The 20,504-nt window shown below is 55.5% G+C and carries 19 protein-coding genes; 9 read left to right on the top strand and 10 right to left on the bottom strand.

Annotated features, from left to right (window positions below):
• Nucleotides 1-30 precede the first annotated feature (30 nt).
• The 4 genes from pstA to AC1QQ2_RS04465 form a co-directional block, all read right to left on the bottom strand.
• The gene (pstA, locus tag AC1QQ2_RS04480; protein WP_479712237.1) at nucleotides 31-1,359 is read right to left on the bottom strand and encodes a phosphate ABC transporter permease PstA; all 1,329 of its coding nucleotides are present in this window, start codon (nucleotides 1,357-1,359) and stop codon (nucleotides 31-33) included.
• Nucleotides 1,356-2,828 carry a phosphate ABC transporter permease subunit PstC gene (pstC, locus tag AC1QQ2_RS04475; protein ID WP_479712236.1) on the bottom strand — a complete coding sequence of 491 codons (1,473 nt, stop codon included), beginning with the start codon at nucleotides 2,826-2,828 and terminating at the stop codon, nucleotides 1,356-1,358. Before pstC ends, pstA begins: the two co-directional genes overlap by 4 nt.
• Before the next feature lie 90 nt (nucleotides 2,829-2,918).
• The gene (locus AC1QQ2_RS04470; RefSeq protein WP_479712235.1) at nucleotides 2,919-3,956 is read right to left on the bottom strand and encodes a substrate-binding domain-containing protein; all 1,038 of its coding nucleotides are present in this window, start codon (nucleotides 3,954-3,956) and stop codon (nucleotides 2,919-2,921) included.
• Nucleotides 3,957-4,093: 137 nt separating this feature from the next.
• A complete protein-coding gene (locus AC1QQ2_RS04465) occupies nucleotides 4,094-5,140 on the bottom strand; it encodes an ATP-binding protein (RefSeq protein ID WP_479712234.1) in 1,047 nt (348 codons plus the stop codon).
• A 150-nt stretch (nucleotides 5,141-5,290) separates the two neighbouring features.
• Here AC1QQ2_RS04465 and AC1QQ2_RS04460 point away from each other — a divergent pair, with 150 nt between their 5' ends.
• Nucleotides 5,291-5,671: a hypothetical protein gene (locus AC1QQ2_RS04460; protein ID WP_479712233.1), complete on the top strand. Its 381-nt coding sequence runs from the start codon at nucleotides 5,291-5,293 to the stop codon at nucleotides 5,669-5,671.
• On the opposite strand, the gene AC1QQ2_RS04455 is transcribed toward AC1QQ2_RS04460, so the two are convergent.
• From AC1QQ2_RS04455 to AC1QQ2_RS04445, 3 genes are read right to left on the bottom strand one after another with little or no spacing between them, the layout of a single operon-like run.
• Nucleotides 5,658-6,185, bottom strand: a complete 528-nt coding sequence (locus tag AC1QQ2_RS04455) for a gamma carbonic anhydrase family protein (RefSeq protein ID WP_479712232.1) — start codon at nucleotides 6,183-6,185, stop codon at nucleotides 5,658-5,660. The two genes, AC1QQ2_RS04460 and AC1QQ2_RS04455, sit on opposite strands and share 14 nt — an antisense overlap.
• The gene (gene gmk / locus AC1QQ2_RS04450; RefSeq protein WP_479712245.1) at nucleotides 6,182-6,817 is read right to left on the bottom strand and encodes a guanylate kinase; all 636 of its coding nucleotides are present in this window, start codon (nucleotides 6,815-6,817) and stop codon (nucleotides 6,182-6,184) included. Before gmk ends, AC1QQ2_RS04455 begins: the two co-directional genes overlap by 4 nt.
• Before the next feature lie 12 nt (nucleotides 6,818-6,829).
• On the bottom strand, nucleotides 6,830-7,708 hold the full coding sequence (locus AC1QQ2_RS04445) for a YicC/YloC family endoribonuclease (protein WP_479712231.1): 879 nt from the start codon (nucleotides 7,706-7,708) through the stop codon (nucleotides 6,830-6,832).
• Between the two features lie 163 nt (nucleotides 7,709-7,871).
• Between AC1QQ2_RS04445 and AC1QQ2_RS04440 the strand changes: the two genes are divergently transcribed.
• Nucleotides 7,872-8,486 carry a PAS domain-containing protein gene (locus AC1QQ2_RS04440; RefSeq protein ID WP_479712230.1) on the top strand — a complete coding sequence of 205 codons (615 nt, stop codon included), beginning with the start codon at nucleotides 7,872-7,874 and terminating at the stop codon, nucleotides 8,484-8,486.
• On the opposite strand, the gene AC1QQ2_RS04435 is transcribed toward AC1QQ2_RS04440, so the two are convergent.
• Nucleotides 8,483-9,853, bottom strand: a complete 1,371-nt coding sequence (locus AC1QQ2_RS04435; RefSeq protein ID WP_249947089.1) for a class II 3-deoxy-7-phosphoheptulonate synthase — start codon at nucleotides 9,851-9,853, stop codon at nucleotides 8,483-8,485. The two genes, AC1QQ2_RS04440 and AC1QQ2_RS04435, sit on opposite strands and share 4 nt — an antisense overlap.
• A 219-nt stretch (nucleotides 9,854-10,072) precedes the next feature.
• Here AC1QQ2_RS04435 and AC1QQ2_RS04430 point away from each other — a divergent pair, with 219 nt between their 5' ends.
• The 7 genes from AC1QQ2_RS04430 (at nucleotide 10,073) to AC1QQ2_RS04400 (ending at nucleotide 18,913) form a co-directional block, all read left to right on the top strand.
• Nucleotides 10,073-11,068 (top strand): GlxA family transcriptional regulator, encoded by a 996-nt coding sequence (locus AC1QQ2_RS04430; protein ID WP_105236351.1) that lies wholly within the window; start codon nucleotides 10,073-10,075, stop codon nucleotides 11,066-11,068.
• A gap of 160 nt (nucleotides 11,069-11,228) precedes the next feature.
• Nucleotides 11,229-12,404 carry an ABC transporter substrate-binding protein gene (locus AC1QQ2_RS04425; protein WP_479712229.1) on the top strand — a complete coding sequence of 392 codons (1,176 nt, stop codon included), beginning with the start codon at nucleotides 11,229-11,231 and terminating at the stop codon, nucleotides 12,402-12,404.
• 92 nt (nucleotides 12,405-12,496) lie between these two features.
• Entirely contained in the window at nucleotides 12,497-13,279 is a 783-nt protein-coding gene (locus AC1QQ2_RS04420) for an ABC transporter ATP-binding protein (RefSeq protein ID WP_249943925.1), read from the top strand.
• Nucleotides 13,276-13,989, top strand: coding sequence for an ABC transporter ATP-binding protein (locus AC1QQ2_RS04415; RefSeq protein WP_105235088.1), 714 nt, complete (start codon nucleotides 13,276-13,278; stop codon nucleotides 13,987-13,989). Before AC1QQ2_RS04420 ends, AC1QQ2_RS04415 begins: the two co-directional genes overlap by 4 nt.
• A 1-nt stretch (nucleotide 13,990) precedes the next feature.
• The gene (locus tag AC1QQ2_RS04410) at nucleotides 13,991-15,001 is read left to right on the top strand and encodes a branched-chain amino acid ABC transporter permease (protein ID WP_105235087.1); all 1,011 of its coding nucleotides are present in this window, start codon (nucleotides 13,991-13,993) and stop codon (nucleotides 14,999-15,001) included.
• The gene (locus AC1QQ2_RS04405) at nucleotides 14,998-16,320 is read left to right on the top strand and encodes a branched-chain amino acid ABC transporter permease (RefSeq protein WP_249947084.1); all 1,323 of its coding nucleotides are present in this window, start codon (nucleotides 14,998-15,000) and stop codon (nucleotides 16,318-16,320) included. Before AC1QQ2_RS04410 ends, AC1QQ2_RS04405 begins: the two co-directional genes overlap by 4 nt.
• A gap of 136 nt (nucleotides 16,321-16,456) precedes the next feature.
• The gene (locus AC1QQ2_RS04400; RefSeq protein WP_479712228.1) at nucleotides 16,457-18,913 is read left to right on the top strand and encodes a penicillin acylase family protein; all 2,457 of its coding nucleotides are present in this window, start codon (nucleotides 16,457-16,459) and stop codon (nucleotides 18,911-18,913) included.
• On the opposite strand, the gene hflX is transcribed toward AC1QQ2_RS04400, so the two are convergent.
• Together hflX and hfq are read right to left on the bottom strand one after the other, a co-directional pair.
• Nucleotides 18,914-20,212 carry a GTPase HflX gene (gene hflX, locus AC1QQ2_RS04395; RefSeq protein ID WP_479712227.1) on the bottom strand — a complete coding sequence of 433 codons (1,299 nt, stop codon included), beginning with the start codon at nucleotides 20,210-20,212 and terminating at the stop codon, nucleotides 18,914-18,916.
• On the bottom strand, nucleotides 20,196-20,429 hold the full coding sequence (gene hfq, locus AC1QQ2_RS04390; protein ID WP_067545032.1) for an RNA chaperone Hfq: 234 nt from the start codon (nucleotides 20,427-20,429) through the stop codon (nucleotides 20,196-20,198). The genes hflX and hfq overlap by 17 nt, the downstream gene beginning before the upstream one ends.
• Nucleotides 20,430-20,504: the final 75 nt, after the last annotated feature.

The raw sequence follows: 20,504 nt of genomic DNA, 5'->3' as shown, positions 1-20,504 counted from the left end.
GTCGCATATCGTTCATGGTTTTAGACCTTCTTACCACCGGCGTTCAAAACGGCGGCGCAGGATGACCGCGATTACGTTCATGGCGAGAAGGAACACCAACAGAATGATGATACCTCCCCAAGCCCGTTCGTAATAGGCCGGATCAGCGCGTTTGGCCCATTCGTAGATTTGAGCAGGCATTGCGGAGTTTGGGGACAGGAAGCCGTCAATTGGACCTGTCGGGTAATTCGTCGCGATAAAGCCAACCATACCGATCAGCAGAAGCGGTGCAGTTTCACCCAAGGCCTGCGCCAAGCCGATGATTGTACCCGTTAGAATGCCGGGCATGGCGAGAGGCAGAACATGGTGGAATACCGACTGCATTTTCGAGGCCCCTACCCCAAGCGCTGCTTCGCGGATCGATGGCGGAACAGCTTTGAGTGCGGCGCGGGTCGAGATGATGATCGTCGGCAGGGTCATCAGGGTTAGCACCAGACCGCCGACCAGAGGTGCGGATTTGGGCAGGTGGCCGATCTGGATGAACACAGCGACGCCCAAGATACCGAAAACAATCGACGGCACTGCAGCGAGGTTCGAGATGTTCACCTCGATCAAGTCGGTCCAGCGGCTCTTTGGTGCGAATTCTTCGAGGTAGATCGATGCAGCGACACCAATCGGGAGCGAAAGGAAAAGAACCACAAACATCATGAACAGTGAGCCGAGGATAGAAACGCCCATCCCCGCCTGTTCTGGACGTTCCTCAGACGCATCCGAGCCGATGATGAAATCGATATTGAACCGTTTTTCGACCATGCCAATGTCACGCATCTGATCAACCAGATCGAGGTGAGCGGCATCAAGGTTCTTATCGTTCGCGAGAGACTCGCGGGTCACGCGGCCTTTCAAATAGCCATCGACGCGCGAGGAGGTCAGGAAATCGAAAGAAACCGTGTCGCCGATGCGGTCAGGGTTCGCCAAAACGAAATCACGCATTTGCGCAGGCGCCGAGGACGACAGCATGTCGCCAAGTTTGCCAGCATCCATGTCGGTCTCGATGCTGGCCTCCGACACTTCGATCAAAAGCGCCGCTTCGATCATTTTGCGATACTGCGACGTTTTCATCATCGACGCTTCTGCAGCCTCAATAGCCGCGGCGTCGAGTGTCACAGGAACGTTCACAAACGTCTGGCGGAATGCGCGGCTACCGTTGAACGCAATCGCGGTCACGAGAAGGATCAGGAACGCGCAGCCGATGGCAATCGCCGTGATGCCATACCACTTGAACCGTGCCTCGACAGCATTGCGTTTGCGCGTGCGGGCATCCTGAACGAGCAGCGATGATTTACCCGATGCGGAGTTATTTGCGGACGCGTCGGTCATTCGTACTGCTCCCGATATTTACGGACAATGTAGAGGGCGAGAATGTTCAGCCCGAGGGTGACAACAAAGAGTGTCATACCCAAAGCAAAGGCGACCAGAGCGGTGGCCGATGCAAAGTCGGTGTCACCTGTCAACTGGGCCACGATACGGGTTGTCACAGTGGTCATCGCGTCGAAGGGGTTCAACGACAGCTGCGCCGCTGCCCCTGCCCCGAGCACAACGATCATCGTTTCGCCGATGGCGCGCGAGGCCGCCAAAAGAACCGCGCCCACAATGCCAGGCAGAGCGGCAGGCAAGACAACTTGCTTGATCGTTTCCGACTTTGTTGCACCTAGGCCATAAGAGCCATCGCGCATTGCCTGGGGTACAGCGTTGATGATGTCGTCAGAAAGCGACGAAACAAATGGGATCAACATGATGCCCATGACAAGGCCAGCGGTCATTGCAGCGTCTGCACTGCCCATCCACTGAACGCCAAGAACGCCACCGTCACCAAAGGCGGACTTCAGCAGCGGACCAACTGTCAAAAGAGCAAACAAACCGTAAACGATGGTCGGGATACCAGCCAGAACCTCAAGCGCGGGTTTAGCGACTGCGCGAACCCCTTTGGACGCGTATTCAGATAGGTAGATCGCAGCGAAAAGGCCGATTGGGACAGCAACTAGGAGCGCGATGATCGAGATGTAAACGGTGCCCCACATCAGCGGCAGGATGCCGAGATCGCTTTCGCCTTGGAAACGGGGGAGCCAGTTTAGACCAAAGAAGAAGTCGGTGGCTGAATACATGCCAAAAAACTTCACCGTGTTGAAGATCAGGGACAGAACGATGCCGATTGTGGTCAGGATCGCGATCGATGCGGCCGTGATAAGAACGTAGCGCACAAAGGATTCGACCCGATTGCGAGCCCAGAGATCGGGTCGAATTTTCGTTAGCGCAAAGGCGCCGCCAGCAATGGCCGCGGCCAGAACCACAATGGTTTTGAAAAGCGTTCCCGTCGCGTTCATGTCACGCGATGCACGTGCCGCGTCGAGAATTTCAGGGGTGATATCAGAGCCTACGACCTTGCCGACTTGGGACAGGAGGCCTTTGATGTTGTCCGTCTCAGCATTCAAAGCTGCGACTTCGTTGTCCGTGATCGCGCCTGCGGCAATTGCAGCGTCCAGACCTTCGGAAACGTTGGTCACGTTGGACAAAACGAGCCCAAGCGTCGCGCTGTCAGAAGCCTCTACCGATGTAATCATCGGGGCAATCGACATGTTAACGATAATGGGCTGGGCGATCATCCAAACGGCGAGGATTGCAATCGACGGAACCATTGCGCCAATCGCAGTGTTCCAGCCGTAAAATCCGGGGAGAGAATGAAGCTTGCGGGAGTCGCCGCCTGCACTCTGTACTGCACGCTGCCGACCCAAAACAAACGCAACCGATGCGATGATGATGAGGGCAATTAAAATCCAGAGAAACGGCATAGGGACCCCAAATGCGTAAATTCTTGTTTGTGCCTTTAGACACGAAAAAGCGGAGGGACGGAACCCGTCCCCCCGCCTATTTCAGGCCGATTAGTTCGAGCCCATGGTCTCTTCGTTAGCAACCATTGCTTGGGTTGCTGCCAGTTCCGGATCCGAAACCAGACCGTAAGCTGCGAGCGGGCCGTCAGGACCAGCGAGTTCGTCAGATACGAAGAACTGAGCGTACTCTTTCAGGCCAGGGATGGCGCCGATGTGAGCTGCTTTGATGTAGAAGTACAGCGGACGCGATACAGGGTATTCTGCTGCAGCGATCGATGCAGTCGAAGGAACAACGCCGTTCATGGTCGCAACCTGAAGTTTGTCAGTGTTGTTTTCGTAGAACGCGAGGCCGAACACACCGATGCCGTTGGTGTCAGCAGCGATACGTGCGAGAGTCTCAGTGTAGTCGCCGTCGATGTCTACGGACAGACCGTCGCCACGGATGGTCATACATGCTTCTTCAGCAGCGTCTTCGTCACCACCGTTGATTTCGAGAATTGCAGCCATCGCGCCAGTGTCTTCACAACCCTGAAGGATTACTTTCTCGTCGAATACTTCGCGGGTGCCGTGCTTGGTGCCCGGGATGAAGGCTTGGATCGGCTGGTCAGCGAATTTTTCGTTTACTTCAGACCAGTTGGTGTTCGGGTTTGCAACCATTGCACCGTCAACTGGCAGTTCAGCAGCAAGAGCAAGGTACCAGTCAGACGGTGTGAACTCGAAGGAGTTACCGTTGATGTCGGATGCGAACACAATGCCGTCATAGCCGATGCGAACTTGGATGATGTCGGTTACGCCGTTTGCAGCGCAGGTTTCAACTTCCGACGATTTGATAGCGCGCGAAGCGTTTGCGATGTCGATGGTGTTCTCGCCTACGCCTTCACAGAAAGCTTTGAGGCCAGCAGACGAACCGCCCGATTCTACAACGGGTGTCGGGAAATCGGTGTTTTCGCCGAATGCTTCTGCAACGATCGAAGCGTAAGGCAGAACAGTCGACGAACCAGCGATCTGGACGTTGTCACGTGCTACTGCAGCAGTTGCGGATACGGCGGCGATCGCCAGGGTCGAGGCGGTCAGTTTCATGAACGACATTAAATAAACTCCTGTCTGTCAGACATGGGTCACACGCGAGCCGCGTGACCTATGCGCTCCACCTAAGGGCGGCGTGACAACCTTTTGTGACACTTTTGTAAGAGTTTTATGACAGCCTAAGATTTTTGCAGAAAACTTCACTCAACAGGCAAAATAACTGCGAACTCAGTACCCTCATTTACTACGGAATTGATCCGAAGGCGCCCGCGATGTCGGCTGATGATATGTTTTACAATCGCAAGCCCAAGGCCTGTGCCGCCAACTTCGCGGCTACGATGGCTATCAACGCGGTAGAATCGTTCAGTCAGGCGGGCGATGTGATGCGCTGCGATCCCTTCGCCATAATCCCGAACGCGCACCGTGATGCCTTGGCCGCGCAAAAGTGCACTTTCTTGGGCCTCATCAATGATGACGTCGATTTTGCCGCCACGTGCGCCATATTTGATCGCGTTTTCGATGAGATTGCGAAATACCTGACGTAATTGATTTTCATCACCTGGAATGAGCGGAACCGTTGGCGGGAAATGTGCAGTGACTGCGACCGCAGCCTTTTCCGCGACAGGCGCAAGCGCAAGGATCGTCGAATTGAGGATCGCATCAAGGTTAACGGGTTGAACGGGGCGAATGCGTTCATTCTCCTCAACCTTACTCAGCGACAATAGGTCCGAAACAAGCTGCGACATCCGCGTGGCTTCTTGTTCCATGATGGACAGAAACCGATCTTGCGCTTTAGGATCATTCCGTGCGGGCCCACGCAGCGTTTCGATAAACCCCATCAGCGCAGTGAGTGGCGTTTTGAGTTCATGACTGACGTTCGCCACAAAATCGCGACGCATTTTTCCCGCATCTTCAATATCAGTGAGGTCTTCGAAGGTGATCAGGACAGAGGTCCCCTTACCCGTTTCAATCGGAGCAATGTTGACCCGAAACGTCGTATCCCGCCCGCTATCGCGCCCAAGGTAGCGTGATTCTTGTTTCGTCTTCGTGCGAAACACCGTCTCAATCGCGTCGAGGATATTGGGTTGCCGTAATCCTGTAATGCAGTGGCGCCCCACGATTTCCTGACCCAACAGGGATCGTGCATGCCCATTGGCAACGGTGATCCGTTCGTCGGGTCCAATGATCAAAGCCACCAGTGGTAGGGCTTGGACGATCTGGGCGGGGGTTGGGATATCTGGTGTCATGCCGCTATTCGTAGCGTCCGTTTGTTTCCCCGCAAGTCTTTTCAACTCCCCCTTAACGGTGATTGCGACATGAGAAATACTCCGTATAATTGTATACGCAGTCGATGTATCTGACTGCATCACGAACGACTAAGAGTGGGGAAATCGGGGATGGGAACCCTAAAAGCAACGCGCCTGCGCAGCACTGCGCAGAGATCTGTGATGCTTGTGATTGGACAGAAATCCGAGTGGGCTGATCCGGGTATTGCTGCCGAGGTTGCCGATTATCACTACGTCGATTTTTCTGACTTAGACCATACTCTTATGGCGCGTATTGAACCCGACACAGTCGTGTCGTCCCTCTTTGGTCGAGGGTTTGATGCGATTGATATTGCAAAGCAACTTTACCGACTTGGGTTTACGGGTCGCTACCGCGCGCTCACGGGGAACCTGCCCAACCCCGACATGATCCGTCGCGAAGTCGCACAAGTTGCACCGGGTTTGGATTTTGACGTTCTGAACTTCTTAGCGCCCAAAATCACTCTGCATTGATCGCTCTGAGCCCTTTGCGATAACGCTCTGCGTTTTTCTGATAACTCAACGCCGATCTGGTCAGACCTTCGATGGCGTCGTCGGCCAAGGTTCGAATGATCTTACCGGGTGCGCCCATGACGAGCGACCCATCGGGGATCACTTTGCCCTCGGTGATCAACGCCCCTGCCCCAATAAGGCAGTTTTTCCCGACCACAGCGCCGTTCATCACCATAGCACCCATCCCGATCAATGTGTTGTCGCCGATAGTGCAGCCGTGAAGCATAACCTTGTGACCGATAGTGCAGTTTTTACCGATGGTGAGCGGATACCCCATATCGGTATGCAGCACGCTGTTTTCTTGGATATTGCTACCCTCGCCGAGCGTGAGCATTTCGTTGTCACCGCGCAGCGTTGAACCAAACCAGACCGAAGATTTCGCGGCCAGCGTCACCTTGCCGATCAAGTTCACATCGTCAGCAACCCAAGCGGTGTCATCTATAATCGGGGCGATTCCGTCGAGTTCGTAAATCATCTGGCTTCAAACTCCTTGTTCAATCCGCGGACAAATTCATTGAGGCCCGGTTGACGATTAGCACGGGACCGTTCCGCCATGAGGATCGTTTTTAGTTCGGCTTCGGCTGCATCCACGTCGCGGTTCACGATCACATAGTCATATTCGGCCCAATGGCTGATCTCATCGCGGCTTTGGGCCATGCGGTTCGCGATCACCTCATCGCTGTCTTGTGCACGTCCACGTAGGCGCGATTCCAGATCAGCGATCGACGGAGGCAGAATAAAGATCGACACAACGTCATTGGCCAAGGCAGAGCGTCTGATTTGTTGACCGCCTTGCCAATCGATGTCGAAAATCGTGTCACGACCAGCCATCATAGCTGTTTCAACAGGACCTTTCGGTGTGCCGTAGTAGTTCCCGAAGACTTCCGCATGTTCGAGCATTTCACCCGCATCGACCATCGCTTCAAATTCGGACTTGGTTTTAAAGTAATATTCGACACCGTCGGTTTCGCCGGGACGCGGATTACGCGTGGTTGCCGAGACCGAAAACGAAAGTGTCGGGTCCCACGCCATCAAACGTTTCGCCAATGTGGATTTCCCTGCCCCTGACGGCGAGGACAAAATGATCAAGAGACCACGGCGTTGGATGGCAGACATCAATTACTCCACATTCTGAATTTGTTCGCGCATCTGTTCGATGACGGCTTTTAACTCTAGCCCAACGGCCGTGAGCCCAACAGCCTGAGATTTCGAACACAGGGTATTGGCTTCACGGTTAAATTCCTGCGCGAGGAAGTCGAGCTTGCGTCCCGCAGGGGCCGGATCGCTGATTAATCTACGGGCCGCATCGACATGGGCACGAAGGCGGTCCAATTCCTCAGTTACGTCTTGTTTTACCGCAAGAACAGCGAGCTCTTGGGCCAGCCGTTGATCATCGACCTCTGCAATATCGTCGAGCACACGTTTCATCGCAGAGGTAAGTGCAACGCGAACATCGGCCTTGCGCTCTTCGGCAGTAATTGACGCCTTTTCAATGAGTTCTTCGATCCTATTGAGGTGGTCAGTCACAACCGCATGCAACGCCCGTCCTTCGGTTGCCCGCATCGCGGCGAAATCGTCGAGCAAGGGGCCAAAGTCATCGATCAAGTGTTTCAGAAGGTCGTCGTCATCCTCGGACAGGTTCGTCGGAACGAAAACGCCTTTGATATTGAGGATTTCAACCGAGGTCGGGGTGTTGACCTGTAGCCCCATTGCTGCGGCCCGTGCATCGATGCGGCCAAGTGCCTCCAAAGCGCGGTCCAACGCTGCGGTGTCCACATCCAGTTTTTTATCTGTCTCGTCCCGCGTAAGGCGCAGGTTCAAGGTGATGTTCCCCCGCGAAAACCGTTTGTTCAGCGACGTGCGCACCGATTGTTCCAGCCCTTCAATGCCGTCTGGGAGGCGTAGGCGAAGGTCGAGTCCCCGTGCGTTCACGCTTCGAATGTCCCAACTCCATTGGGTTGCGCCATGTGCGCCCGTTCGGCTGGCGAATGCGGTCATTGATCGGATCACGATGGCCTCTCCTTTTGTTGCCAATGGCTTAATGCAAATTGGGGCACTGCGGCAAGTGGCGCGACGGCCTGTTAACCTTGATGTGCGAAGGGTCGTGTCAATTTGAATGAATTGTTTTATGAATTTGAATCACCCGTTAAGGATGTGCGACATGGACACGCCACACCAAACCAATAGCGAAACGCTCAAGGTGCTTGAGGCCTATTGGCATGAATTGCGCGGCCCTAAAACGTTGCCTGAACGTCGTGCCATTGATCCAACGCGAATTGACGCGGCTCTGCCCTATTCCTTTATCTTGGAACGTGTGGCCCCGGGTGTAGGGCGGTTGCGTGTCAGCGGTCAAAAAATCAACGACCTGATGATGATGGAGGCGCGCGGCATGCCTCTGTCCATGCTGTTTGAACCGACCGAACGGGATCGTTTGCAGACCTATGTTGAGGCGTGTTTTGCCGATCCAGCGATTGTCGAACTGTTACTGACCACTCAACGTGGCCTCTCGCGGCCAAAGTTTACAGGGCGGCTCCTCTTGATGCCGCTCGCGGGTGTGAACGGAATCCCGACGCGGGCATTAGGTGCGATTGTGACTGAGGGAATTCAGGGCCGCAGCGCACGTCGGTTCTCTATCGAAGGCCCAGCCCCTGTTCGTCACGAAAAGATCAATATTGCCCCCATGCAGGCTTTTGATCAGGCGCTCTATGCGGGTGAACGAAAAAGGCCGACCCAACGGCCGGCCCTTCGTTTGGTTGTCGACAACGACCGCGATTAAGCGTTTGCCGCTGCTGCCAGTTTTTCGCGACGCGCAGAGAGTTCTTCCGCAACAAGGAACGCAAGCTCCAGAGATTGCGACGCGTTCAGACGCGGGTCACATGCTGTGTGGTAACGATCGCTCAGATCCTCATCGGTCACAGCGCGAACACCGCCGGTGCATTCGGTGACGTCTTTGCCTGTCATTTCGAAGTGTACACCACCCGGGATCGATCCTTCAGCGTTGTGAACTGCAAAGAATTCGCGGACTTCACGCAGTACGCTGTCGAATGGACGGGTTTTGTAGCCTGTCGACGACTTGATCGTGTTGCCGTGCATCGGGTCACAGGTCCAAACAACATTTGCGCCTTCTTCCTGAACAGCTTTGATCAGGCGTGGCAGATGTTCACCGACGTTGCCTGCACCGAAACGCGCGATCAGGGTCAGACGACCTGCTTCGTTCTGTGGGTTCAGCGACGCCATCAACGATTTCAGGTGACCAGAAGTCATCGAAGGACCGCATTTCAGGCCTATCGGGTTCTGAACGCCTTTGCAGAATTCAACGTGCGCGCCATCAGGCTGACGGGTACGGTCACCGATCCAGATCATGTGACCCGAACCTGCAAGCCATTTGCCCGAGGTCGAATCCAGACGGCAAAGCGCTTCTTCGTATTCCAAGAGGAGCGCTTCGTGGCTGGTGAAGAAGTCGACGGTCTGCATCGCATGGTTCGCCTCATCACGAATGCCAGCAGCGTTCATGAAATCAAGCGTATCGCTGATGCGGTTTGCCAGTTCGCGGTAACGCTCTGCCTCAGGCGACGCGGTAAAACCAAGCGTCCAAGAGTGCACTTTGTGCAGGTCGGCATAACCGCCTGTCGAGAATGCGCGCAGAAGGTTCAGCGTTGCAGCGGCCTGCGTGTAGGCCTGCAGCATACGGTCTGGATCAGGAATACGAGCCTCAGGCGTGAAGTCGAAACCGTTGACGATATCACCACGGTAGCTCGGCAGTTCCGCGCCATTGATCACTTCGGTCGGTGCCGAACGCGGCTTTGCCATCTGGCCAGCCATACGACCTACTTTGACCACAGGAACCTTCGCACCGTAGGTCAGAACCATTGCCATCTGCAGCATCACCTTAAAGGTGTCGCGGATGTTATCAGCCGAAAATTCAGCAAAGCTTTCAGCGCAGTCACCGCCCTGAAGAAGGAAGGCCTCGCCACGGGAAACTGCACCCAGTTTCGCTTTGAGTTTGCGTGCCTCGCCAGCAAAGACCAAGGGCGGATAGCTTGCCAGCTTCGCTTCTACAGCGTTCAGCTTTGCCTCATCCGTATAGTCGGGCATCTGAACCCGCGGTTTTGCACGCCAGTCCGTTTTCTGCCACTCGGTCATTGTCTCGCTCCGTTTTGCGTTCAAATTCGACCCGCATAATCGATTTTAGCGGTATCAGGACGCGTTTATAGCTTCTGACTTTGACACGGCAACGTAAAAATCACTTTGCTCAATTTGTGACCTGTCCTTTAGCGACACTGGGGTCGCAAACAAACAACTCTTGCCTTTGTCGAGAAAAAGATGTTGTGGTCGAAAATCACCTCCGTTTTCGAGACCCAAATGGACACAGAAATTCAAATCGTCGAAGTCGAAGCGCCCAAGAAAGCAAAGCGTTTTGTCTTCGTGCTCTTGGAACAATTTACTATGCTGTCCTTTGCAAGCGCGGTGGAGTGTTTGCGCATTGCGAACCGCATGTCGAATGCTGAGCTGTATTCATGGGCTCTCGCGGGTGATGGCGGCGAAATGGTCGCCTGTTCGAACGGAACTGAATTTAAGCTGCAGATGGACCTCGATGAACTCACCCGCGACGATGTTGTTATCGTGTGCGGTGGAATCGATGTTCAAAAAGCCACGAACAAACGCGTGCTGAATTGGCTCCGTCGTGAGGCGCGTCGTGGCGTGGTCATGGGCGGTCTCTGCACGGCGAGCTATGCGCTGGCAAAAGCGGGTCTCCTTGATGGAAAACGTGCGACGATCCACTGGGAAAACCAAGACAGCTTTGCCGAAGAATTCGAAGAAGTTGACCTGACGAAATCGGTTTTCGTCGTCGACGGAAATCGCATTACGGCTGCGGGTGGCACGGCCTCCCTCGATCTTATGCTGAAAATCATCGCGGACGATCACGGTGAAGAGCTCGCCAGCGCAGTGGCAGATCAGCTGATCTATTCGTCGATCCGCACCGACCAAGACACGCAACGTTTGTCCATCCCGACCCGCATCGGTGTTCGCCATCCAAAACTGAGCCGCGTGATTCAGATGATGGAACAGAACATCGAAGAGCCAATCAGCCCAGCGACCCTCGCCAAAGATGTGGGCATGTCGACCCGCCAGCTAGAGCGCCTCTTCCGTCGATATCTTACACGGTCGCCAAAGCGCTATTATATGGAACTGCGTCTTCAAAAAGCGCGGAACCTGCTGATGCAAACCGACATGAGTGTGATCAACGTCGCTCTCGCCTGCGGCTTTGCCTCACCGTCGCATTTTTCGAAATGCTATCGTGCGCATTACCAGACCACACCCTACCGCGAACGCGGTGCACATGGGCGTCGCGACTAGTCAAATCTCTGCTTTCTTGACCGTTTTAGGCGTCTCGCAGGCTAATTGACGGAGTTTACACCCGTCTGCGGGAAAATTCACCTTGCGTCACCGCTTCACTTTTCCAAATGGTCCAATTAGCTTCACTACAGGATAAGAACATCCGATAGGGAGTCTAAAAATGAAAAAACTGCTGCTGGCCACTGCGGCCACCGCTCTGGTTGCTGGTGCTGCTTCGGCAGACGAAGTGAAACTGGGCGTTATCCTTGGTTTCACTGGTCCGATCGAATCGCTGACACCTGACATGGCTGCTGGCGCTGAAATGGCGATGGCCGAAGTTTCTGCATCGGGCAACCTGCTCGGCGGTATGACTGTTACGCCGATCCGCAAGGACTCGACCTGCGTTGACGCTGCTGCTGCGACCGCTGCTGCCGAAGAACTGATCGCTGAAGGCGTTGCTGGTATCTTTGGTGCTGACTGCTCTGGTGTAACCGGTGCGATCCTCCAGAACGTTGCTGTGCCGAATGGCATGGTTATGGTTTCGCCGTCCGCGACCTCCCCGGGCCTGTCGACCGTCGAAGACAACGGTCTCTTCTTCCGCACTGCACCGTCTGACGCACGTCAGGGCGTTGTGATGGCTGAACTGCTCAAAGAGCAAGGCGTTGGCTCGGTCGCTCTGACCTACATCAACTCCGACTACGGCAAAGGCCTCGCAGACAGCTTCCAAGCTGCATACGAAGGCATGGGCGGCACCGTCACTATCTCTGCTGCGCACGACGTTGGCAAAGGTGACTACTCTGCAGAAGTTGCAGCGCTGTCCTCTGCTGGCGGTGAGCGTCTGGTTGTTGCTGGCTACGTTGACCAAGGTGGCGGCGATATCGTTCGCGCATCGATCGACGCTGGCGCATTCGACCTGTTCCACTTCCCTGATGGGATGATCGGTGACGCACTGCCGGCAACTTTCGGTGCTGACATCGACGGTTCCTACGGTCAGGCTCCTGGTTCGGACAACCCTGGTTATCAAGCTTTCGTTAGCCTCGCTAACGGCTTCAACGGTGAAGGCACCTACGCGTCGGAATCCTATGACGCTGCTGCTTTGATCCTGCTTGCGATGCAGGCTGCTGGCTCGACCGATCCGAACGTCTACAAAGAATACGTAGAGTCGGTTGCGAACGCTCCGGGTGAGCCGATCATGCCGGGCGAACTGGGTAAAGCTCTCGAAATCCTCGCAGCTGGCGGCGACGTTGACCTGATTGGCGCGACTGGCGTTGAACTGGTAAACGGCGGCGAAGCTGCTGGTTCCTACCGCGTTGTCACCTTTGAAGGTGGCGAAATGGTAACCGCTGAATACCGCTAATCGTCAGAAATGACGTTCTTTGCGGCGCGGGGTTTGTCCCCGCGCCGTTTTCCATAAGATGAGCGCGATCAATCGCGCCGTTGGGGATCAATATGATTGTCGTCGACAACCTCCATAAACACTTCGGCGGCTTTCATGCCGTTGACGGAGCTTCTCTGAGCATCGAAAAAGGCTCGATCACTGGGTTGATCGGTCCGAATGGTGCCGGAAAAACCACTCTTTTCAACGTGATCGCGGGCGTTCTAGAGCCAACCTCTGGACGCGTGATGATGGACGGTGAGGATATCACTGGCCTGCCCCCGCATGATCTGTTTGGCAAAGGCCTATTGCGGACTTTCCAGATTGCACACGAATTCCATTCGATGACCTGCCGTGAGAACCTCATGATGGTTCCTGCGGGTCAATCGGGTGAAACCCTTTGGAACACTTGGTTTGGTCGTAAGCGTATCGCGGACGAGGAACGCGCCTTGCGTGCGAAAGCCGACGAGGTTCTAGAGTTTCTCACCATCAGCCATCTGGCGGACGAAAAAGCGGGTAACCTCTCTGGCGGCCAGAAAAAGCTGTTGGAGCTTGGCCGCACGATGATGGTCGACGCAAAGATCGTATTCCTTGACGAGGTCGGCGCTGGTGTGAACCGCACCCTCCTCATGACCATTGGTGATGCCATCCTCCAGCTCAACAAAGAGCGCGGCTACACCTTCGTTGTGATCGAACACGACATGGATTTTATCGGCAAGATCTGTGGCCCAGTCATTTGTATGGCAGAGGGCAAGGTTCTGGCCGAAGGAACACTCGCTGAAATCAAGGCCAACGAACAGGTGATCGAAGCCTACCTCGGTACTGGCCTCAAGAACAAAGACAAGGTGGGCGCATGAGCGAACCATTCCTGATCGGGGACAACATGACGGGCGGCTATGGCCGTGGTCCTGACATCCTCCACAATTGCACAATCTCTGTGAACAAAGGCGAAATCGCCGTGATCGTTGGCCCGAACGGGGCCGGTAAATCGACCGCGATGAAAGCGACCTTTGGGATGCTGAACGTCCGCTCTGGTGCTGTGCGCCTTGATGGTGAGGACATCACCAAACTCTCGCCGCAAGAGCGCGTGATAAAAGGCATGGGCTTTGTCCCGCAGGTGCGCAACATCTTCCCGTCGATGACGGTCGAAGAGAACCTCGAAATGGGCGCCTACATTCGCACCGACGATTTCCGCGAGACGATGGAGCAGGTCTATGACCTCTTTCCGATCTTGCGTGACAAACGTTTTCAGGCCGCGGGCGAACTGTCTGGCGGTCAACGTCAGCAGGTGGCTGTTGGCCGTGCTCTGATGACAAAGCCCAAAGTGCTCCTCCTTGACGAGCCGACCGCTGGCGTATCGCCCGTTGTGATGGACGAACTCTTTGACCGTATCATTGAGGTCAGCCGCACAGGTATTCCGATCCTGATGGTGGAACAGAACGCCAAACAGGCGCTCGAAATCGCCGACCGTGCTTACGTTCTGGTTCAGGGCGCAAACGCCCACACTGGCACGGGCAAAGACCTACTGGCCGACCCTGAAGTCCGCCGTTCCTTCCTCGGGGGTTAATATGGATTTCCTCAACGCTGTGGTGGCGATCACCAACCTCCTTATCATTCCCGCAACGACCTATGGCGCTCAGCTTGCTCTGGGTGCGTTGGGTGTGACGCTGATCTATTCGATCCTGCGGTTCTCTAACTTTGCGCATGGGGACACGATGGCCTTTGGCACCGTCGTAACCATTGGCATTACGACGTTGTTCCAATCCTGGGGCATCAGCCTCGGGCCGCTTCCAACCGCCCTCCTCGCCCTGCCCTTTGCCATTGCGATTACGGCTGTTCTTCTCGTCGGCACCGACTTTGCGATCTACCGCTTTTACCGCAAGAAACGCGCTGTTCCGATCATTTTTGTGATGGCATCTTTAGGCGTTATGTTCGTGATGAACGGTCTTATTCGTTTCATGGCTGGCGTGAAGGACCAAACCTTTGACGACGGCACGCGGTTCATCATCAAGGCACGTGATTTCAAAGAGTGGTCTGGTCTCGACGAAGCCCTCTCGCTGCGCACGACCCAAGTCTTGACCCTCGTTGTCGCCATTGCAATCGTGGCGTGGCTGTTCTGGTTCCTGAACAAGACCCGCACTGGTAAATCCATGCGCGCTTTTTCGGACAACGAAGATTTGGCGCTCCTGTCGGGTATCAACCCGAACCGCGTTGTGATGGTGACTTGGGTGATCGTGGCTATGCTCGCGACGACGGCTGGCGTTCTCTATGGCCTTGATAAGGCCTATTCGCCCTATACTTACTTCCAGCTGCTGCTGCCGACCTTTGCGGCCGCGATCGTTGGTGGCCTCGGCAACCCGCTTGGCGCGATTGTCGGTGGGTTCGTCGTGTCCTTCTCAGAGGTCATGGTCACCTACGTTTGGAAAAAGGTCGCGATCTATCTGCTGCCCGAAGCACTAGAGCCGAATGGTCTGCTGCAGTTGATGTCGACCGAATATAAATTTGCGGTCAGTTTCGCGATCCTAGTTGTCGTGCTTCTGTTTAAACCGACCGGCCTATTCAAGGGGCAATCCGTATGACCCAATCCATGCGTGCAATCCTATTCTTTGGCTTCATGGCTGCACTTTTCATCATTGAGGGCAGCACGAACTTCTGGATTTTTTCGGGCTCATGGAACACCTCCTTGGTGATCCTGAACATGGCGCTGGTTTCGGCTGTCATGGCGTTGGGGGTGAACCTTCAGTGGGGCTATGCGGGTCTGTTTAACACGGGCATCATGGGCTTTGTGGCCTTGGGTGGTCTGGCTGTTGTGGTGACCTCGCTTCCGCCCGTGACCGAGAGCTGGTCGGCTGGTGGGTATCGGATCATCCTGGGTCTGATCCTTGGTGCGCTGACGATAGCTGGCACGATCCTGATGCGGATGAAACTGCCCCAAGGTCGTCTGCGTGGCGCATTGACCCTTGCGATCCTGATCGGTGGCTTTTTCCTCTACCGCGCTGTGTTCGATAGCGGCGTTCAGGCGGTAGAGGCGATTGATCCGTCGGTCACAGGGAACATTGGTGGCCTTGGCCTGCCTGTGTTGGTCGCTTGGCCTGTTGGTGGTCTCCTTGCGGCGGGTGCTGCGTGGATTATCGGCAAAACAGCGCTTGGTCTGCGGTCTGACTACCTTGCCATCGCGACACTCGGCATCGCAGAGATCATCGTTGCGATCCTTAAAAACGAAGAGTGGTTGTCGCGTGGTGCAAAGAACGTGAACGGCCTGCCGCGTCCCGTTCCTTACGAAGTCGACCTTCAGCAGAGTGCCGAGTTTGTGGCGAATGCGGCGAGCCTTGGCCTCGATCCCGTGACAGCGTCGACGCTCTACGTAAAGATCGGTTACGCACTGTTGTTCACCGCTGTGCTTGTGACGATTCTCGTTCTGTCGCAGTTGGCGCGTCACAGCCCATGGGGCCGTATGATGCGCGCCATTCGGGATAACGAAACAGCTGCGCGTGCGATGGGAAAAAACGTCACCCGCCGTCACCTCGAGATCTTTATCCTCGGGTCTGCGGTCTGTGGTTTCGCAGGCGCAATGATGACAACGCTTGATGGTCAGTTGACCCCTGCGTCTTATCACCCACTTCGTTTCACGTTCCTCATCTGGGTGATGGTGATCGTTGGTGGCTCTGGCAATAACCTCGGTTCTGTTCTCGGTGGCTTCCTAATCTGGTGGCTCTGGGTCAAGGTTGAACCGCTGGGCCAGTGGCTTGCTCAAGTGTTGACCTATGGCCTGCCCGAAGGTCACTGGGTTGCCGTTCGCATCACAGAGGCCGCAGCGCACATGAGGCTCTTTACCATGGGCTTGGTCCTCCTCTTTGTCTTGCGGTTCAATCCCCGTGGGATGCTTCCAGAAAACTAACAAAGCGGGGCCTCTGGGCCCCGTTTTCATATTTGGCCGCGGGCTTGTCCCTTTTGCTTTTGCCGAATATGCACCATCACGATAAGTAGAGCCGTCGGCACCATAACGAACGCCGATGCTGTGCGTTGGGGGCAGTATGATCACCGTGTTTCGTTTGATGTTTTGGCTTGCGTCGGGGCTCATTGGCTTGACCTTGGCGGCTTTCGTGCTGGCCTATTATTTCGCCTCACGGTCCCTGCCCGATTACAACGAAACAATCGCTGTCAATGGTTTGGGCGCAACGGTCGAGGTTGTGCGCGATAATTCTGACGTGCCGCATATTTTCGGTGAAACCGATCCCGACGTTTTCTTTGCGCTTGGTTTTGCCCATGCCCAAGACCGCATGTGGCAGATGATTACCGATCGCCGTACCGCCCAAGGACGCATGGCTCAGGTGTTCGGGCAATCGATGCTGCCGTCCGATATCCTAATGCGGCGTCTGGATCTTTATAATCTGTCGTTATCGAGCGTTGAGGCGCAGGATGACCAAACCAAAGCTGCACTTGAAGCCTATAGCGCTGGGGTGAACGCATGGTTGACCGAGGTGAACAACGGCGTGCGAGGTCGTGGCGCACCCGAAATGTGGGTGTTCAATCAGCCCATCGCCCCTTGGCAGCCTGCCGATAGTATCGCGCTCTTTAAACTCTATGCCTTCCGTCAAAGCGGCCACCTTCAGGCCGAAGTTCTGCGCGCCAGCGTGTCGCAGCGCATCGCTGACGACCGTATCCATGATATTTTGCCCGAGGTTCCGGGAACGAGCGTCACTGCGCTGCCATCCTATGCGTCGCTTGTTCACGATCTGCCAACTAATGTTGCGTTCGATTGGTCCGACGCTTCGCGCGCGGGTCTTCCTGCCGCTGATTTTTCGGGTGCCTCGAACGCTTGGGCTGCGGGTCCGTCACGATCGACGTCCGGATCGACCCTTCTCGCCAATGATCCGCATGGGATGCTGACCGCGCCATCGCCATGGTATTTGGCACGGTTGGAGCTGTCGACTGGTGGCGTTATTGGCGCAACGATTCCCGGTGTACCTGTGGTGCTCACGGGACGCAGCGCGAGCCTCGGTTGGGGGATCACCAGCGCTTGGGCCGACGATATGGACCTCTACCTCGAAGAGGTCGATGAAAACCAATCCAATCGGTATCGCACCGCGGATGGCTGGGCCGACTTTGTAACTCGCGAAAGCATCATTGAAATCGCCGATGCGCCTGCCGTAACGCTCAAACTCTTATGGACCCAGAATGGACCTGTTCTGCCACCCGATCAATTTAACCTCGCAACCATTCGTCCAGCGGGTCATGTCGTGTCTCTGGCTTGGACGGGGCTGAGCGATCAGGACACCTCATTGTCCGCGGCCATGGGCATCATGCGCTCCCGCTCTGTTCGGTCGGCTATCGCAGCGGGTCAGAACTATATCGCGCCCGCACAAAACCTAATGCTGGCTGATCCGAATGGCATCGCCATGCAAACCATCGGTGCGATCCCGTCGCGCGACGAAGCACACCAAAGCAAGGGCCGCATGCCGACGTATGGCTATCTTCCGCAGAACCAATGGCTCGGCACCCTGCCCTATGACAGCAATCCGTCGATCGTCGATCCCGAGGGTGGCATCATCGGCAACACCAACAACAAGACCAGCACCGCTGCGTTCCCGAACCATGTGTCCTATGTCTGGGGTGACAGTCAGCGTATCTATCGTTGGCAGCGCCTTATGCAGGCGCGAGGCGTTCACACGCGGGAAAGCTTTATCGAGGCACAGCTGGATACGGTCAGCTACACTGCCCGTTCGCTCTTGCCTCTCGTTGGTGCGGACCTGTGGTTCACCGGCGATCCTGCACCCGAAGGCACACCAGAACGTCGCCGCCAGCAGGCGCTCGATATGTTGGCCTCGTGGAATGGTGAAATGAACGAACACCTGCCCGAGCCGCTGATTTATGCGGCATGGATGCGTGCGTTACAGGATCGTTTGATCCGCGATGAACTTGGTGATGTGGCCAATGCCTTTACCCATGTTGATCCTATTTTCATTGAACGGGTTTATCGCGATATCGGTGGTGCCTCTGCTTGGTGCGACGTGATCCAATCTGCACCTGTTGAGACCTGCGTCGACATCGCACGGCAGTCTTTGGATGAGGCGTTGATCTGGATTTCTGAGAACCAAAGCGGATCGCTGGAATCTCTCCGTTGGGGCGACGCGCATACGGCTGTGCATGTGCACAAAACACTCGCAGATGCGCCCATTTTGCGCTGGTTCGTGAATATTCACCAATCGACCTCGGGCGGCGACAACACGCTTTTGCGTGGTCTGACCTCCGGCGTCGACCCTACCCCGTTCCGCAATGTTCACGCTGCTGGGTATCGTGGGGTTTATGATTTTGCGGACCCAGATAGTTCCGTCTTTATCATTTCAACGGGTCAGTCGGGCCACCCGCTCAGCCGCTATTACGATGACATGGGCGAACTGTGGCGACGTGGGGAATACATCCCCATGTCGCTCGATCCATCCCTTGCGCGTGCGGGTGCCGTGGGCGTTACTGTGCTGGTGCCGAACTGATCAGACGCGGGCGTAGCGGTCTTTCTGGATTTGCGTCCATTTGACCGTCATCTGGTAGCCTTCGTCGGTCTGAACATCCGCTTCGACTACGCCTTGCTCAAACAGCCATGCACGTGCTTTGCCTGCGCTAAATGGCAGGGTCAGAACCTCGATCATGTGGTCCGGACGCAGTTTCAATGAAATCGCGTCGAGCAGCGTATCTAAGCCTTCGCCCGTAATCGCCGAAATTGCAAAGATATCTTCGGTACGCTCGGCCTGTGTCCGAACCGCGTCGGCTTGTTCGTCATCAAGGCGATCAACCTTGTTCCAGACTTCAATCATTGGCTCTGTTTCAGCAACGCCAAGTGACTGAAGGATAGTATGAACATCCTCTGACTGTTCTTCGGTCTGTTCGTGGCTGATGTCACGGACGTGAACGATGAGATCGGCGTCGAGAACTTCTTCGAGGGTCGCCCGGAAGGATGCGACCAGTTCCGTTGGCAGGTCAGAGATAAAGCCCACGGTGTCGGAGAGGATGATCTCTTCACCGCTTGGCAAATTAAGGCGACGCATCGTCGGGTCGAGAGTCGCAAAGAGCATGTCTTTGGCAAATACCTCCGCACCGGTCACGCGGTTGAACAGCGTCGATTTCCCAGCGTTGGTGTAACCAACCAGCGCGACAATCGGGAACGGCACCTTAGCGCGGGCCTTGCGGTGCAGTTCACGTGTCTTAACCACTTTGTCCAACTGGCGGCGCAGACGAATGAGCTGTTCGTCGATGGCACGGCGGTCGGCCTCGATCTGTGTCTCACCTGGACCACCCACAAAGCCCAAACCACCACGCTGACGCTCAAGGTGGGTCCAAGCCCGCACTAGCCGTGTGCGTTGATAGGACAAGGCAGCCATTTCGACCTGCAGCACACCTTCGCGGGTACGTGCACGATCCGAGAAAATTTCGAGGATCAGGCCCGTACGGTCGAGGATCTTAACACCCCAGTCCTTTTCAAGGTTCCGCTGCTGAACGGGACTCAGGTGGCCATCGACCAAGACGAGTTCGATCTCTTCGGCTTTGAACTGCTGGTTCAATTCCTCGATCTTGCCCGAGCCGAACAAATAACCCGGCTGCACTTTGGGGAGCGATACGACCGTGGCACCAAAGACCTCCAACGATGGAAGGGCCGCCGCAAGTGCGACAGCCTCCTCTAGCGCCGGAGCAGCAGCACGGCGGTTACGATCTGATTTAATGTCTGGGTGGAGCACCCAGGCCCGCGTTGCAGGCCTGTCCGTTTCCTCCATGATGGTCTTACTCTTCGCCGTCATAAAGGCTGACAGGTGCAGCCGGCATTATCGTGGAGATCGCGCTCTTATACACCAGTTGCGATTTACCATCGCGGCGCAGGAGCACACAGAAATTGTCGAACCACGTGATGTCGCCCTGCAGTTTTACACCGTTCACTAAAAAGATAGTGACCGAGATTTTAGCTTTGCGAACATGGTTAAGAAAAGCATCCTGAAGGTTCTGCTTGTCGGCCGCCATTGATATTATCCTTTATTCTTGTGGCCGCGGACCGGCCTCCGTCTTTGGTGTGAGTATGTCTAACCCGCGAAAGAG

The organism is Aestuarium sp., assembly GCF_023253315.1.
In the GTDB taxonomy this organism is placed as follows: Bacteria; Pseudomonadota; Alphaproteobacteria; order Rhodobacterales; family Rhodobacteraceae; genus Marivivens; species Marivivens donghaensis.
Note: the sequence above shows the minus strand (reverse complement) of the source record. Positions and strands in the feature narration are given on the sequence as shown.